Source organism: Streptomyces lancefieldiae (assembly GCF_031845825.1).
GTDB classification, from domain to species: domain Bacteria; phylum Actinomycetota; class Actinomycetes; order Streptomycetales; family Streptomycetaceae; genus Streptomyces; species Streptomyces lancefieldiae.
Genome location: NZ_JAVRFH010000005.1, coordinates 187,917 through 203,071 on the forward strand (window position 1 = coordinate 187,917; position 15,155 = coordinate 203,071).

Annotated in this window: 11 protein-coding genes; 4 read left to right on the forward strand and 7 right to left on the reverse strand. The window is 72.7% G+C overall.

Features of this window, described 5'->3' with window-relative positions; translation table 11 throughout:
- The first annotated feature begins 67 nt into the window (after nucleotides 1–67).
- A complete protein-coding gene (locus RM812_RS07255) occupies nucleotides 68–3,745 on the forward strand; it encodes a S41 family peptidase (protein ID WP_394816427.1) in 3,678 nt (1,225 codons plus the stop codon).
- 90 nt (nucleotides 3,746–3,835) lie between these two features.
- Here the strand turns inward: RM812_RS07255 and RM812_RS07260 are convergent, their stop codons facing one another.
- From RM812_RS07260 to RM812_RS07275, 4 genes are all read right to left on the reverse strand, one after another.
- Nucleotides 3,836–4,018 (reverse strand): hypothetical protein, encoded by a 183-nt coding sequence (locus tag RM812_RS07260; RefSeq protein ID WP_311571567.1) that lies wholly within the window; start codon nucleotides 4,016–4,018, stop codon nucleotides 3,836–3,838.
- Between the two features lie 86 nt (nucleotides 4,019–4,104).
- The gene (locus tag RM812_RS07265) at nucleotides 4,105–4,998 is read right to left on the reverse strand and encodes an SDR family oxidoreductase (RefSeq protein ID WP_311571568.1); all 894 of its coding nucleotides are present in this window, start codon (nucleotides 4,996–4,998) and stop codon (nucleotides 4,105–4,107) included.
- Nucleotides 4,995–5,933 (reverse strand): alpha/beta fold hydrolase, encoded by a 939-nt coding sequence (locus RM812_RS07270; RefSeq protein ID WP_311571569.1) that lies wholly within the window; start codon nucleotides 5,931–5,933, stop codon nucleotides 4,995–4,997. Before RM812_RS07270 ends, RM812_RS07265 begins: the two co-directional genes overlap by 4 nt.
- Nucleotides 5,930–7,459: a flavin-containing monooxygenase gene (locus tag RM812_RS07275; protein ID WP_311571570.1), complete on the reverse strand. Its 1,530-nt coding sequence runs from the start codon at nucleotides 7,457–7,459 to the stop codon at nucleotides 5,930–5,932. The genes RM812_RS07270 and RM812_RS07275 overlap by 4 nt, the downstream gene beginning before the upstream one ends.
- Nucleotides 7,460–7,601: 142 nt before the next feature.
- Here RM812_RS07275 and RM812_RS07280 point away from each other — a divergent pair, with 142 nt between their 5' ends.
- A complete protein-coding gene (locus RM812_RS07280; protein WP_311571571.1) occupies nucleotides 7,602–8,285 on the forward strand; it encodes a MerR family transcriptional regulator in 684 nt (227 codons plus the stop codon).
- Here RM812_RS07280 and RM812_RS07285 read toward each other — a convergent pair.
- Nucleotides 8,273–9,076 (reverse strand): exodeoxyribonuclease III, encoded by an 804-nt coding sequence (locus RM812_RS07285; protein ID WP_311571572.1) that lies wholly within the window; start codon nucleotides 9,074–9,076, stop codon nucleotides 8,273–8,275. The genes RM812_RS07280 and RM812_RS07285 overlap by 13 nt on opposite strands.
- 68 nt (nucleotides 9,077–9,144) lie before the next feature.
- Between RM812_RS07285 and RM812_RS07290 the strand changes: the two genes are divergently transcribed.
- Entirely contained in the window at nucleotides 9,145–9,654 is a 510-nt protein-coding gene (locus RM812_RS07290; RefSeq protein ID WP_311571573.1) for a GNAT family N-acetyltransferase, read from the forward strand.
- A gap of 12 nt (nucleotides 9,655–9,666) precedes the next feature.
- Here the strand turns inward: RM812_RS07290 and RM812_RS07295 are convergent, their stop codons facing one another.
- Nucleotides 9,667–11,433, reverse strand: a complete 1,767-nt coding sequence (locus RM812_RS07295; RefSeq protein WP_311571574.1) for an AfsR/SARP family transcriptional regulator — start codon at nucleotides 11,431–11,433, stop codon at nucleotides 9,667–9,669.
- Between the two features lie 292 nt (nucleotides 11,434–11,725).
- On the opposite strand from RM812_RS07295, the gene RM812_RS07300 reads away from it, so the two are divergent.
- Nucleotides 11,726–11,941, forward strand: coding sequence for a hypothetical protein (locus tag RM812_RS07300; RefSeq protein WP_311571575.1), 216 nt, complete (start codon nucleotides 11,726–11,728; stop codon nucleotides 11,939–11,941).
- A 78-nt stretch (nucleotides 11,942–12,019) separates the two neighbouring features.
- Here RM812_RS07300 and RM812_RS07305 read toward each other — a convergent pair whose 3' ends face one another.
- The gene (locus tag RM812_RS07305; RefSeq protein ID WP_311571576.1) at nucleotides 12,020–14,935 is read right to left on the reverse strand and encodes an AfsR/SARP family transcriptional regulator; all 2,916 of its coding nucleotides are present in this window, start codon (nucleotides 14,933–14,935) and stop codon (nucleotides 12,020–12,022) included.
- Between the last annotated feature and the right edge of the window lie 220 nt (nucleotides 14,936–15,155).

Below are 15,155 nucleotides of genomic sequence, written 5' to 3' on the forward strand. Positions count from 1 at the left end.
TCGTACGTGGCCTGGGTCACGGTTGTCGGCTACGCATAAGTTGCCGGGTCCCGGACCCGGGCAAAGCATGGGGTGGGTGAGCTATCTGCGCCTTCCGCACCTCAGTGGCGACCAGCTGTGCTTCGTGGCCGAGGACGACCTCTGGCTCGCGGACCTCGACGGTCCCGGCCGCGCCTGGCGGCTCACCGTCGACCGCACCAAGACCGGTCACCCCCGCTTCTCGCCCGACGGCCGCCACATCGCGTACACCAGCTGGCGAAGTCTGGTGCCGGAGGTCCACCTCGTACCGGTGGACGGCGGTCCCGGACGGCAGCTCACCCACTGGGGCGGCTTCGACACCCGGGTCTGCGGCTGGTCCCCGCCCGATCCCGACGGCGGCACCGCCATCCTCGCCGTCGCCTCCCACGGTGAGCCCTTCTCCCACCTCACCTGGGCCTACAAGGTCACCCCCGACGGCGACCCCGGCCGCAAGCTGCCCTGGGGGCCGGTCGCCGACATCCAGGCCCTCGATGTCGACGGGGAGCGCCGGACCCTTCTCCTCACCGGCACCCCGCCGCACGAGCCCGCCGCCTGGAAGCGCTACCGGGGCGGTGCCACGGGCCGCCTGTGGCTGCACGGACAACGGCTCCTGCCCGACATCGGCGGGCACCTGGACTCGCCCATGTTCGTCGGCGGCCGGATCGCCTTCCTCTCCGACCACGAGGGCGTCGGCAACCTCTACTCGTGCGCCCACGACGGCTCCGACCTGCGCCGCCACACCGACCACGACGCCTTCTACGCCCGGCACGCGGCGAGCGACGGCACGCGGGTGGTGTACCAGTGCGCGGGCGACCTGTGGATCGTCGACGACCTCTCGTCCGGCTCGGCGCCGCGCCGGCTGGACGTCCGGCTGAGCGGGCCGCGCGCGGGACGGCGTACGTACCAGGTGCCGGCCGCCCAGAACGTCGGCGGCATCTCCGTGGACGAGACGGGCCGCGCGAGTGCCGTCGTCGTACGCGGCAGCCTGTACTGGCTCACCCACCGCGACGGCCCGGCCCGCACCCTCGCCGACACCCCGGGGGTGCGGGTGCGGCTGCCGGAGATGCTCGGGGCGAGCGGCCGGATCGCGTACGTGACGGACGCGGAGGGCGAGGACGCCGTCGAGATCGCCCACCTGCCGCGGGCGACCGGGGGCCGTGCGCCCCGGCGGCTGGCCTCCGGGAGACTGGGCCGGGTACTGGAGCTGGTCTCGGACCCGGCGGGCGAGCGGCTCGCCGTCGCCTCGCACGACGGGCGGCTGCTGCTGCTCGACGTCGCGGAGGGGGACGCGGAGGTCGCCCGGGCGCTGGACGCGGTGGGCGCGGGGGGCGTGGCGGACGCGGTGGCCCCGGGAGGTCCGGCCGAGGCGGCGGCCCCGTCGGACACCGGCACCGCGGGGAACGGCCCGGCGCCCGACGTCCCGGAGGCAGGCGTCCCGCACGGCGACGCCGGTTCCGGACCGGCCGCCGGTGGCACGGACGACGCCGGTTCCGGACCGGCCGCCGGCGGCACGGACGGCCCCGGCGGCCCGGACCGCGCGGACGGCACGGGCAGCGCGGGCCGCACGGACACCAGCGGCGGCACGGGCAACGCGGACCACACGGACCGCACGGGCAGCACCGGCAGCGCGGCAGAGGGTGCCGGGGGCGCCGGAGGTGCCGGCACGGTGGGGGACGCGGGTGTCACCGGTACCGCCGGAGGTGACGTCACCGAGCTGATCCGGTCCGTGAACGGCCCCGTGCGCGACCTCGCCTTCTCCCCGGACGGGGCGTGGCTGACCTGGTCCCACCCGGGCATCGGACGCTCGCTCCGGCAGATCAAGATGGCCCGGATCGGCGGACCGGACGCGCCCGTCGTCATCGACGTCACCAACGGCCGCTTCGAGGACGAGAACCCGGTCTTCACCCGGGACGGCCGTTACCTCGCCTTCCTGTCCTGGCGCGGCTTCGACCCGGTCTACGACGTGCACACCGGGGACCTGTCCTTCCCGCTGGGCTGCCGCCCCTACCTGGTGCCGTTGTCGTCCGCGACCCCGTCCCCGTTCGCACTGAACCCCGAGGGCCGCCCCGCCGCCGGTGGACTGGACCCGCTGGAGGACGAGCCCGGCGAGGGCGGCGCGGTGACCGTCGAGGTCGAGGGGCTGGAGAGCCGGGTGACGCCGTTCCCGGTCACCGCCTCCAAGTACTCGGCGCTGCACCCGGTCGCGGGCGGCGGCCTGGTCTGGCTGCGCTGGCCGATCTCCGGCGCGCTCGGCGAGACCTTCGCCAACCCGGCGGACCCGAGCGAGCGGCCCACGCTGGAGCACTTCAACCTCGCCAAGGCCAAGAAGTCCGAACTGGTCGACCACCTCGACTGGTTCCGGGTCAGCGGCGACGCCACCCGCCTCGTCGTGCTCGACGAGGGCGACCTGCGCGCGGTGCCGGCGACCGAGGTGGGTGACGCGGACTCCATCACCTGGATCGACCTGCGCCGCATCTTGCACGAGGTCGACCCGGCCGCCGAGTGGCGCCAGGCCTACGACGAGGCCGGCCGCCTGACCCGCGCCTACTTCTGGGACCCCGGCATGTGCGGCATCGACTGGGACGCGGTGCTGGCGCAGTACCGCCCGCTGGTCGACCGCGTCGCCTCCCCGGACGAGTTCGCCGACCTGCTCCGCGAGGCCCTGGGCGAGCTGGGCACCTCGCACGCCTATGTCGCCGCCGCCCGGCGCAACGAGGGCCCGGCGCACTACCAGCGCTGGCAGGGCCTGCTCGGCGCCAACTTCGCCTGCCGGGACGGCCGGTGGCTGGTCAAGCGCATCCTGCCCGGAGACTCCTCCGACTCCAGGGCCCGCTCCCCGCTGGCCGGCACGGGCATCCGCGAAGGAGCGGTACTGACCCACGTGGACGGCCGCCCGGTGGATCCGGTGACCGGGCCGTACCCGCTGCTGGCGGGCGCGGGCGGTACGACCGTGGAGCTGACCTTCGCGTCGGCGGACGGCGGGGCGGGGCCGGGGCCGGCCCGGCGGGTCGCCGTCGTACCGCTCGTCGACGAACGGCCGCTGCGCTACCAGGACTGGGTGACCAAACGCCGCGAGGTGGTGCGGCAGTTGAGCGACGGGAAGTGCGGCTACCTGCACATCCCCGACATGGGCGGCTCCGGCTGGGCGCAGTTCAACCGCGACCTGCGCATGGAGGTCTCCCGGCCCGCGCTGATCGTGGACGTGCGCGGCAACGCGGGCGGCCACATCAGCGAACTCGTCGTCGAGAAACTGACCCGCACCATCCTGGGCTGGGACCTCACGCGCGACGCCCAGCCGGTGTCGTACGCCTCCAACGCCCCGCGCGGGCCGGTCGTGGCGGTCGCGGACGAGGCGACGTCCTCCGACGGTGACATGATCACGGCCGCGTTCAGGCTGCTGCGCCTCGGCCCGGTGGTCGGGCAGCGCACCTGGGGCGGGGTGGTCGGCATGACCGGCCGGCACCGCCTGGGCGACGGCACGGTGATCACGGTGCCGATGAACGCGGCCTGGTTCGACACCTACGGCTGGTCCGTGGAGAACTACGGCGTCGACCCCGACGTGGAGGCGCTGCGCACCCCGTTGGACTGGGCCGAGGGCCGCTACCCGGTACTGGACCGCGCGGTCCGACTGGCCCTGGAGCTACTGGAGACCAACCCGCCCGCCACGCCGCCCGGTTACGAGGACGTGCCGGACCGCTCACGGCCACCACTGCCGCCCAGGACGTGAGAACTCGGGGCTCCGGACCCGGAGCCGGACACATGAGAAGGGGCGCCCTCCGTGCGACGGAGGGCGCCCCTTCGGGTCAGCGGCGGCGCGTCAGGCGTCGTAGTTCTCGTCCAGGCGCTCGTCCGCGTCCCGGCGGCGCGAGGACGGGTCCGTCTCGTCCTCGACGCGACGGCGGTTGCGGTTCTGCGCCTGGCCCTTGGCCTGCTCGGCCCGCTGCTTGCCCTGCTGCTGCATGCGCTCGGCCTTGTCCTGGAACTGGTCCTTGATACCCATGTGGGTTCACTCCTGTGGTGTTCGGGCCCGGCCGGGTCGGCCTGGCCCGATCAGATTCACATGGGCGGTGACCGTACGCACGTCGATCACTTACGCACCGTAGCGGGGGAGTTCCGCTGCTGTTCGTCGGCGGCTCCGCCCGCGCCGACCAGGCCCGTGCGCATGCCGTTCAGCCGGTCCGCGAAGCGCCGCATCTCGCGTTGTCCCACGGTGCCGATGACGCCGGGCAGGTAGCCGCGCACGCCCTGCATGCCGCGCAGCCACCACTGCCCGTACACATGGCTCGACCGCCGCTCGACGCCCTCCACGAGCCGGTCCACCGCCGGGCCCAGCGGATACGTCTTGTTGGACGGCCACGGCAGCCGCTGCCGCAGCTCCCGCATGACGTCGTCCTGGTCGGCGCCGCGCACCATGTCGGTGTCGGTCCACGACAGATAGCCGACGCCGACCTTCACACCCCGGTGGCCGACCTCGGCGCGCAGACTGTGCGCGTAGGCCTCGACACCGGACTTGGAGGCGCAGTAGGCGGTCATCATCGGCGCGGGCGTGAGGGCGGCGAGCGACGCGATCTGGAGCAGGTAGCCGCGGCTCTCCAGCAGCGCCGGCAGGAACGCGCGGGCCGTCACCGCGGAGCCGATCAGGTTGACCTCGATCACCCGCCGCCAGGACTCCGGATCGGAGTCGACGAAAGGGCCGCCGGTGGCGACGCCCGCGTTGGCGACGACGATGTCGACCTTGCCGAACCGTTCCCTCACCTCCTTGGCGACCCGGGCCATCGCCTCGTGGTCGGTGACGTCGGCGTGCCAGACCTCGCTCTCGGTGTGCAGCCGGGCCGAGACCTGCTTGAGCCCGTCCGGCTCCAGCCCGACCAGGGCCACCTTCACCCCGCGCGCGGACAGTTTGCGGGCCAGCAGTTCCCCGACGCCCCGCGCGGCTCCGGTGACGACGGCGACCCGCCCTTCCAGGCTCACCCTGCTCATGCGCTCTCCTCGGCGTGTACGGCGTGCGTGTCGGCGGATATGTAGGTGGCGGCGAGGGCTCGTATCTTCCCGGTGACCAGCTCCGGCGCCTCCACCGGCGTCATGTGGCCGAGGCCCGTCAGTTCCGTCAGACCCACGCAGCGGGGCAGCGCGGCGGCCAGCGAGCGGGCGAGCGCGGGCGGGGTCATCCGGTCGGCCGTGCCGACCACGACCTCGACCGGCATCCTCAACTCCCGTACGCCGTGGTCGAGGTCGAGGAGGTCGAGCACCCGCGACCAGGCGTGGCGCACCTGGCGCGGACAGGCGTGCACGATGCGGGCGCAGGCCTCGACCATGTGCGGGGCCGAACCGGGGCCCATCGTCGCGTACTTGAGGATCCTGCGGGCGAGGGGCGTGACCGGCCCGAGCGGCGCCCGGGAGCCGAGGACGCGCCGGGTCAGCCAGGTCCGCACCCGGCCCTCCCCCAGCGGCACCACGGTGGAGGACGCCACCAGCCGCGAACTGCCCGTGCTGCACAGCAGGACGGCCGCCGCGTGATCGCGCACCGCGGGCCGGGCGGCGGCGGCCATCACCGTCATCCCGCCCATGGAGTGCCCGGCTATCACGGCCTGTTCGCCCGGCGCGAGCGTGGCCCGCAGCACGGCTTCGAGGTCGTCGGCGAGGGGCTCGGTGCCGCACGCCGGGTTCGCCGGGCTGCGGCCGTGGCCGCGCTGGTCGTAGGCGATGACCCGGTGGTCGGCGGCCAGGGCGCGGATCTGCGCCGCCCAGAAGGCGGTCGAGCACACCCAGCCGTGCGCGAGGACGACCGCGGGCGCGTGCTCGGGGCCGTGCACCTCGACGTGGATCCGGGCACCGTCGGCGGCGGTGACGGTCAGCTCGCGGTCGGGGACCGGCGGGGCGTAGATCCCGCTGGTGACGTGCGGGAGCCGGCTCACGCGCCCACCTCGGCGTTCGCGTCGGCGGCGGCGGGCCCGGCCACGGCCGGCCGCAGCACCTCGTACTCCGCCAGGTCCACGCGCCGGGTCTCCCGCCGGAACTCGGCGGTCGTGCCGGGCCAGATGGTGGTGTTGCGGCCGTTCGGGTCGAGGTACCAGCTGGTGCAGCCCCCGGTGTTCCAGACCGTGCGCTTCATGCGCTCCTGCACCCGGTGGTTCCAGTTGCGCACGGCGGCGGGGCGGGCGTCGAGGGCGGCCGTGCCGCCGAGGACGCGCAACTGGCGCAGGTAGTCGGCCAGGTAGTTCAGCTGGGACTCGATCATGAGGATCATGGAGGAGTTCCCGAGGCCGGTGTTGGGCCCGATGATCGTCATCCAGTTGGGGAAACCGGCCGCCGTGGCCCCGCGCAGCGCCTCCATGCCGCCCTTCCAGGTCTCGGCGAGGGTCCGGCCGTCCGCGCCCACGACGCGCTCGGCGATGGGCATGTCGGTGACGTGGAAGCCGGTGCCGAAGATGATCACGTCGGCCTCGGCCTCGGTGCCGTCGGCGGCGACGAGGGTGCTGCCGCGGACCTCGCGGAGTCCGCCCGTGACGACGTCGACGTTGGGCCTGGCGAGCGCCGGGTAGTACTCGCTCGACAGCAGGATGCGCTTGCAGCCGATGCGGTAGTCGGGGGTGAGCTTGGCGCGCAGGGCCGGGTCCTTGATGGCGGCGGCCATGTTGCGCTTGGCGATCTGCTCGACGAAGCCCAGCTCGTTCGGGTGCTTGGTGAAGGCCTGCACCTGGAGCTCGCGGATGCCCCAGAGCAGCCCGCGGCGCAGCTTGGTGGTGACGGGCAGCGCCCGGTGCAGGGCGCGCTCGGCGCCGCTGATCGCCCGGTCCATGCGGGGCATCACCCAGGCCGGGGTGCGCTGGAAGAGGGTGAGGCGGCCGACCTTGGGCTGGATGGCCGGCACGATCTGGATGGCGGAGGCGCCGGTGCCGATCACGGCGACCCGCTTGCCGGTGAGGTCGTGGTCGTGGTCCCAGCGGGCGGAGTGGAAGACCTTGCCGGGGAAGGAGTCCAGCCCCGGGATGTCCGGCACCTTGGGGTCGGACAGCGGCCCGGTGGCGGAGACGACGACGTCGGCCGTCAGGTTGCCGCTCGCGGTCTCGATCTCCCACCGCAGCCGCTCGGCGTCCCACGCCATCCGCTTCACCTCGGAGCCGAAGCGGAGGTGGGGGCGCAGCCCGAAGGTGTCGGCCACGTGCTCCAGGTAGGCGCGGATGTGCTGCTGCCCGGAGAAGGTGCGGGGCCACTCGGGGTTGGGCGCGAAGGAGAAGGAGTACAGGTGGGAGGGCACGTCGCAGGCGCAGCCGGGGTAGCTGTTGTCCCGCCAGGTGCCGCCGACGCTGTCGGACCTCTCGAGCACGACGAAGTCGGTGATCCCCTCACGGCGCAGCCGCACGGCGGCCCCCAGTCCTCCGAAGCCGGACCCGATCACCGCCACCCGTACGTGTTCCTGAACCTGCTCGTGCTCGGCCATCCCGGAGCCTCCACGCGTCGCCTGGACCGTCTGGAACCCTGCCAGTGAACACTGGCGCAATGGGAGCGTAGGACAGCTCCGTACTGATGGGTAGGGGGTGGACCGAGGAAAGTTACCCCCGGTACGACTTATGGTCGGAGGCGTGACCCAGAAGCGTGAATACCGCATGGAGGAACTGGCCCGGCGGGCCGGCATCACGGTGCGCACCCTGCGCTTCTACCGCGAACGCAAACTGATACCGCCGCCCCGCCGCGAGGGCCGCATCGCCTGGTACGACGACCACCACCTGGCCCGCCTGCGCACCATCGCGGCGCTGCTGGAGCGCGGCCACACCCTGAACGGCATCGCGGAACTCGCCGACGCCTTCGACCACGGCCGCGACGTCGGCGACCTGCTCGGCCTCGGCGAACCCACCGAGGAGACCCCGGTCCGCCTCACCCCCGAGGAACTCGCCGCCCGCTTCGAGGGCGAGGTCAGCGCCGAGAACCTGGCCGCCGCGATGGACCTCGGCTACCTCGGCACCGACGGCGACGAACTCGTCCACATCAGCCGCCGCCTGCTGGAGGTCTCCTCCGCCCTGGTCCGCGAGGGCATACCGCTCGCCGAGGTCCTCGACGCCGGCAAGCGCGTCCGCGACCACGCCGACGCCCTCGCCGACCTCTTCGCCGACCTGATCCTGCGCCACGCCCCGGAACAGGAACTCCACCGCCTGCGCCCGCTGGCCCGCAGCGTGGTGGAGGCGGAACTGTCCCTGGCGCTGGACCGGCGGATCCGCAAGCGGACGGACGGAGGGAGCGTGGGGGCCGCCGGCCCTCAGCGGTCGTAGACCACGGTGACCGGCGCGTGGTCGGACCACCGCTCGGCGTGCGTGGCGGCCCGCTCGACGTGGCCCTTGACGGCCCTGGCGGCCAGACCCGGGGTGGCGACGTGGTAGTCGATGCGCCATCCCGAATCATTGTCGAAGGCCCGCCCCCGGTACGACCACCACGAGTACGGCCCCTCGACGTCGGGGTGCAGGGCGCGCACGACGTCCACGTACCCGCCCTCCGCCGGGTCGAGGACGCGGCTCAGCCACTCCCGCTCCTCCGGCAGGAACCCGGAGTTCTTCTTGTTGGCGCGCCAGTTCTTCAGGTCGGCCTCGCGGTGGGCGATGTTCCAGTCGCCGCAGACGACGACCTCGCGGCCGTCGGCGGCGGCGCGCTCGCGCAGTTCCTTGAGGTGGGCGAGGAACTCGCCCATGAAGCGGATCTTCTCGTCCTGGCGCTCGGTGCCGACCTCGCCGGAGGGGAGGTAGAGGGAGGCGACCGTCACACCGGGCAGGTCGGCCTCGACGTAGCGGCCACTGCCGTCGAACTCGGACGAGCCGAAGCCGACGCGGACCCGGTCGGGCTCGCGGCGGGTGTAGAGGGAGACGCCGGCGCGGCCCTTGGCGGCGGCGGGGGCGTGCGTCACGTGCCAGCCGTCGGGGGTGCGGACGTGCTCGGGCAGCTGCTGGGGCTCGGCCCGCACCTCCTGGAGGCACAGCACGTCGGCGGAGGTACTGGCGAGCCACTCCACGAAGCCCTTCTTCGCGGCGGCGCGCAGTCCGTTCACATTCGCGGTGGTCACGGTGAGCATCAGGGCACGATACCGGCACACTGGACGTTGTCCCGCCCAGGATTTCACATAGATATACGGTAGGAAGCATGAACATACGCCGGGTGCCCTTCGACCACCCCGACGCCGTGAAGCTCAACGACGAGGTCCAGGCCGAGTACGACGTCCGCTACGGCGACGGCGGCGACGCCACGCCCCTGGACCCGTCGGACTTCGCGCCGCCGAACGGCCTGTACCTGGTCGCGTACGACGAGAACGACGTCCCGGTCGGCTCCGGCGGCTGGCGCAGCCAGGACGCCAACGACGAGGGCAACCGCGACGGGGACGCCGAGCTCAAGCGGATGTTCGTGATCGAGCAGGTGCGCGGCCGGGGGCTCGCCCGGCGCATCCTGGCCGCCCTGGAGGAGGACGCCCGTGCTGCGGGGCGGTCCCGCATGGTCCTGGAGACCGGCACCAAGCAGCCCGAGGCCGTCGCCCTGTACCTCTCCAGCGGCTACGAGCCCTGTGAGAAGTTCGGCTACTACCGCTTCCACGAGGACAGCCTCTGCTACGCGAAGGCCCTCGGTGCACACGGTGCGTCCCCTGCCAGTGACGGCTGACAGGGGACGGCGTCAGCGGTCACGCGGAAGGGACTCCGCGAACAGCAGCACCAGTGGATGGAACCGGTAGCGGTGGACGTCGTCCCCCGCCGGCGGCTCGACGTCCAGCAGGGTGGCGTCCACCAGGTCCTCGAGGATGCGCTGGGCCTGGGTTTCGGCAAGACCCGTCGCGTCCGCGAGCAGCCGTGCCGTGAACGGGCCCTGTCCCAGCAGGCTCACCCACGGCAGCGCGGTTCTGGTGGCCGGGCACAGCTGGTGCAGCCCCTGTTCCAGCGAGCGGCGCACATCGGCGTCGCCGTGCGAGAGGGCATGCAGCCGGCCGGCGGGCTCGCGCAGGACGGCCGACAGCCTGCTCATCGACCAGTGCGGGCGGGAGACGAGCCGGGCGCCGGCGATGCGCAGCGCCAGCGGAAGCCCCGCGCAGTAGCGCACCACGTCCCGGGCGGCGTCGGGCTCCGCCGCCACACGGCCCGGACCCACCAGCGCGGACAGCAGGGCGAGGCCCTCCTCGTCGGGCAGCGGGTCCAGCGCCACGGTGTGCACCGCGGGCACCGAGGCGAGCCGGGTGCGACCGGTGATCAGGGCGGCAGCCGTGGGGTCGGTGGGCAGCAGGGGGGCGACCCTGGAGTCGGATGCCACGCCGTCGAGGATGACGAGCAGCCTGCCGCGTGCGGTACGCGCCCGGTAGCGCCGGATGAGACCCATGAGGTCCGCCCGGTCCGCCCGGCCGGGGACACCCGGTTCTCCCAGGTCGTGGAGGAGTTCGGTGACCACCTCCGTCAGCGGCCGGGCGGCGCCGTCCGAGTCCTGCAGGACGGCGTGCAGCACGCCGTCCGGGAAGTCCGCGGCGAGTTCATGCGCCACCTCGGCGGCCAGGGCCGACTTGCCGCTGCCGGCCATCCCGGTGATCTGTGCCGTGCGCGGCCCCGGACCACCGCTGCGCAGCAGCAGCCGCAGCCGGGCCAGTTGCACCGCCCGGCCGGTGAACGCCGTGGTGCGGGACGGCAGCGGCGTCGGCTGCCGCACCTGGACCGGCAGGGGTTCGCCGCGCAGCATGCTCAGGTACGCCTCGCTCAGTTGCGGACCCGGTGCCACACCGAGCTGCTCGTCGAGAACGCGGCGGCCCTCTTCGTAGACCCGGACGGCCTCGGCCTGGTGGGAGGAGCGGTAGAGGGCGGTGATGAGGTAAGCCCGCAGCGGCTCGGCCATCGGGAACTGCGAGACCAGCGCCGTCAGTTCCGCGATCAGGGCGCGGTGCCGGCCGCAGGCGAGATCGGCCTCGATGCGCTGTTCGAGTACCTCGGTGCGCAGCGACTCCAGGCGCGGGCGCTCGGCCTGGAGAAGGTGCTCGGTGGTGTTCTCCAGCGGGTCGCCCGTGAAGCAGGCGAGGGCGTCCGCGAGGAGTTGAGCCGCCTGCGGATGCCGGCCTTCCTCGAGCGCCTGCTGCCCCTTGCGCCTGAGGCGGTCGAAGACGAAGAAGTCGACCTGCCCCGCCTCGGCCTGCAGAACGTAGCCGGGGCCCTGCCGGAGGATCTCGACACCGCCGCCGAACTGCTTGCGGAGACGGGAGACGTACGTATAGATCTGCGCGCTGTGCGTAGGGGGCGGGGTGTCGCCCCAGAGCATGTCGCTGAGACGGTCGTCGGAAACCGCGCGGCCCCCGGCCAGCAGCAGTGCGGCGAGCACCGTGTGGATCTTCGTCCCGGACAGCGGGAGCCGCACGCCGTGGCGGACCGCGGAGACCGGGCCGAGCAGCCGGAACTGCAAGGGCAGATGCACACGCGGAGGGGTCAGGGAGTTGGCGGATACACCTGCCGCGATGTCGGGTGTGGTCGTCGAAGCAATCACAGCAATCGTCCGTTTCCGGCGCACAGGACGCGCGCATCTGGTCGGGATGACGCAGCCGCTCACCGAGCGGCCGATGGTCGAAAAGGACCGTACAAAGGCGGGGTTTCGGAGCGATATCGCGTCGCGAAAGGAGGCGAAAGAGCGGGGAAATCGAGGCAATACCGACGGTTCCTAAGATCCGTTTCAAGACATCCGGCAGTCCCCGTTACGGAGGAATCACACCGTGCACAAGACCCGCAAGATCGCAGCCGGCGCTCTCACCGCTGTCGCACTGCACGCGCTGCTGACCGGCACGGCCCACGCGGAGGACAACGGCCTCCAGGGGACGAAGGCCGAGGTCGCAACAGCCGGTGAACCGGTGGACCGTCTGCTTGATCTCGTCGGTCAGGTCGACGACATCCTGGACATCGAGCCCAAGGGCGACCACCCCTGGACCTGATTCCCCGCCGACTGAGGGGTGGGCCCGGCCGACGCAGTGCGGGCCGGGCCCACCGCAGGCCCGCTCAGCCGGGGCCGTTCACCGCCCGTTCAGCAGGTGCGCCAGCGCCTCCCGGTCCACGGCCGGGCCCGCACCACCCTCCATGATGGCCCTGTGCAGTCGCTCCGTGCGTCGCTGCCAGACCGGTGCGTCGAGTACGTGGAACTCGTCGCGTGCCCGCTCCAGCCGATCCGCGGCGGTGTCCGTGCCCGAGAGGGCCTCGACACAGGCCAGGCTGGTGTTGATACGGGCCCGCAGAAAACGGTCCCCGATCTCCTCGGTGGCCCGCAGGGCCTTGACCAGCACCGCACGTGCCTGGTGCGTCTTGCCCTGACGCCAGTGCGCCTCACCGAGGGCACACAGTCCGTAGGCCTCACCCAGTCTGTCGCCCTGACCGCGGCTGAGGCCGATCACGTCGTGGCAGACCTGCTCCGCCTCGTCCACCCGGCCGGCGCCGATGAGCGACTCGGCAAGCCGGTAGAGGTTCTGTGTCCGATTGCGCATCGAGCCCGCCTGGTAGCTGGCCTCGATGGCCTGGGTGCTGATCTCGATGCCGCGCTCGGGGTCTCCGGAGTCCAGTTCGATCTGTGCCAGCAGGCCGAGGGCGTGCGACAGGCCCGCGGCATCGCCCGACCTGCGGAACAGTTCCAGGGAATCGGTGCAGTGGCGTGCCGCCGCCTCGAGATCACCGGTGTAGCGCAGGCAGATGGCCAGATTGCGCCGGACCACGGCCCGCCCCTGCACGTAGTCGGCCCGGTCCAGAAGGACCATGGCCTCACTCACCAGTCGCTGCGCCTCCGCGTACTGACGCTGGTACACGCAGATCGTGCCGAGGTTGCTGAGCATGGTGCCCGCCCCACGCAGGTCGCCCGCCGCCCGGGCGCCCTCCAGGGCCAGCTCGGCGTTCTGCCGCCAGTCGGCGAGGTAGTTGCGGATTTCGTAGAGCGGCTCGGCACGCGTGGTCAACGCCCAGGCATACGCGCTGAAACCGTTCTGCACGGCTTGGCGGATCAGGGCCGACAGGGACTCGCGCTCCGACTCCAGCCAGTCGACCGGGTCGACGAGCAGTTCGGTGGCGAAGCCGACGGGCAGGCGCATGGTGCGGTCGAGGTCGTCGGGGAGTACTTCGTCGGGGCCGTACATCTGCCGATGTGCCTCATCCGCAAGACCGAGCATCGCCGAGAGCACCCGCGCCAGGCTCGCTCTCCGGGCCGGCTCGGGGTCCTCGGCCTGGCAGCGTTCCCAGGCGTAGAGGCGCAACAGGTCCTGGAACCGGAACCGGGGCTCGGCCCGCTCCGGCCCCGAGCCGAACTCCAGCAACTGCGCGCCGACGAGCTGCCGCAGCAGTTCCTCGGCCTCGCTCAGGTCCACGTCGAGAGCGGCTGCCGCGACCCACACGGGAAAGTCGGGTACGGCGAGCTGGCCGAGGAGCCGGTAGAGCGTGGCCGCCTTGACCGACAGCTCGCGGTAGCTGAGCCAGACGCCGGAGCGTACTCCGCCCTCGTGGGGGCTGAGCATGTCGAGCCGGCCGCGCCGGTCCTCCAGTCGGCTCGCCAACTGGCGCAGGGACCACTGCCAGTCGGAGATCAGCCTGGTGGCCACGATGCGCAGAGCGAGCGGCAGGCGGTCACAGAGGTCGGCGAGCCGGCGGGCCGACTCGGGTTCGGCCTCGACGCGTTCGGCGCCGATCACGGCGACCAGCAGCTCGCGGGCCTCCCGCTCGGTCATCCGGCTGAGCTCGATCCGCCGCGCGCCGTACTCGCCGGCCAGTGCGGACAACGGGGCGCGGCTGGTGATCAGCACCCGGCTGGGGCCGGGGCCGGGGAGCAGCGGCCGGATCTGCTCCGGCGAGCCGACGTTGTCCAGGACGATCAGCACGCGGCGGCCGTCGAGGGTGCTGCGGTAGAGCGCGGCCCGCTCGTGCAGTTCGCCGGGGATCGCGGCGCCGGGCACGCCGAGCCCGCGCAGCGCCTGATCGAGCGCGGCGAGCGGGGTCACCGGCGCGCCCCGCTCGTGGAAGCCGGCCAGATCGATGAAGAGCTGCCCGTCGGGGAAGCGCTCCGCAGCCCTGCCCGACCAGTACACGGCGAGCGCGCTCTTGCCGACCCCCGCGACTCCGCAGAGCACCGCGAGGGGCGGGCCGGAGGCTTCGAGCAGTTCGTCGAGCAGCCTCATCTCCGGCAGGCGTCCGACGAACGGGTCGGTCGGCCGGGGCAGTTGACGTGGCACCTGCCGCTGCCGCTCGGCGCGCGGCACTTCCGTGACCGGGGCCCCGGCCAGTACCTCACTGTGCAGGGCCTGCAGTTTCCGGCCCGGCTCGATCCCGAGCTCGTCGATCAGGACCCGCCGCCCCTCACGGAAGCATTCCAGGGCGTCGGCCCGCCGCCCCGAGAGGTGATAGGCCCGCATGAGCAGGGCGCGTGCCTCCTCCCGGAGCGGGTGCTCGGCCACGAGGGGGGCCAGGTCGGCGATCACCCGCCGGTAGGCCTCGAGGCGCAGCTGCAGCGCCGCCAGCTCCTCCGCGAGGTCGAGCCGCAGTTCGGTGAGCCGGGTGACGGCGCCGTCGATCCCGTCACCGGTCATGCCGTCGAGCACGGGGCCGCGCCACAGGGACAGGGCCTGCTCGAAGTGCTCGGCGCCGGCCGCGTGTTCCTCGTACTCGGCGGCCTGCCGGGCGCGGGCGACCAGCTCCTCCAGTTCCGCCAGGTCGATGCGGTGGTGCCCGGGGTGCAGTACGTAGCCCGGTGGGGCGGTCTCGATCAGGCCGTCGACGCCCGCCTCCTCGCGCAGGATCTTCCTGAGCGCCGCGATGCAGATGGCGATCTGGTTGCGCGAGGTCGTCGGCGGGGCTCCGTCCCAGACGGCCGCCGCCAGTGCGTCGACCGAGACCACCCGGCCGGGGGTGAGCAGGAGCATCACCAGCACCGTGCGCTGACGAGCGCTGCGGATCGGCACCGGCCGACCGTCGGAACACACCTTCAACGCTCCGAGCAGCTGAAACATCAGGCCAGGTGGCATCCCCCGCTCCCTCCCCCAGATGTGCCGTTCCCGTGGTCATTCTGTGGCCGCCGTGCAGGCATGACAAATGCCGATCAGGCAAACTCACGCTACGCAGCGGTTACTTGGGTAGTACAGGAAGAATGACCGGACCAGTCGGCACTCTCTGTGACCGGGG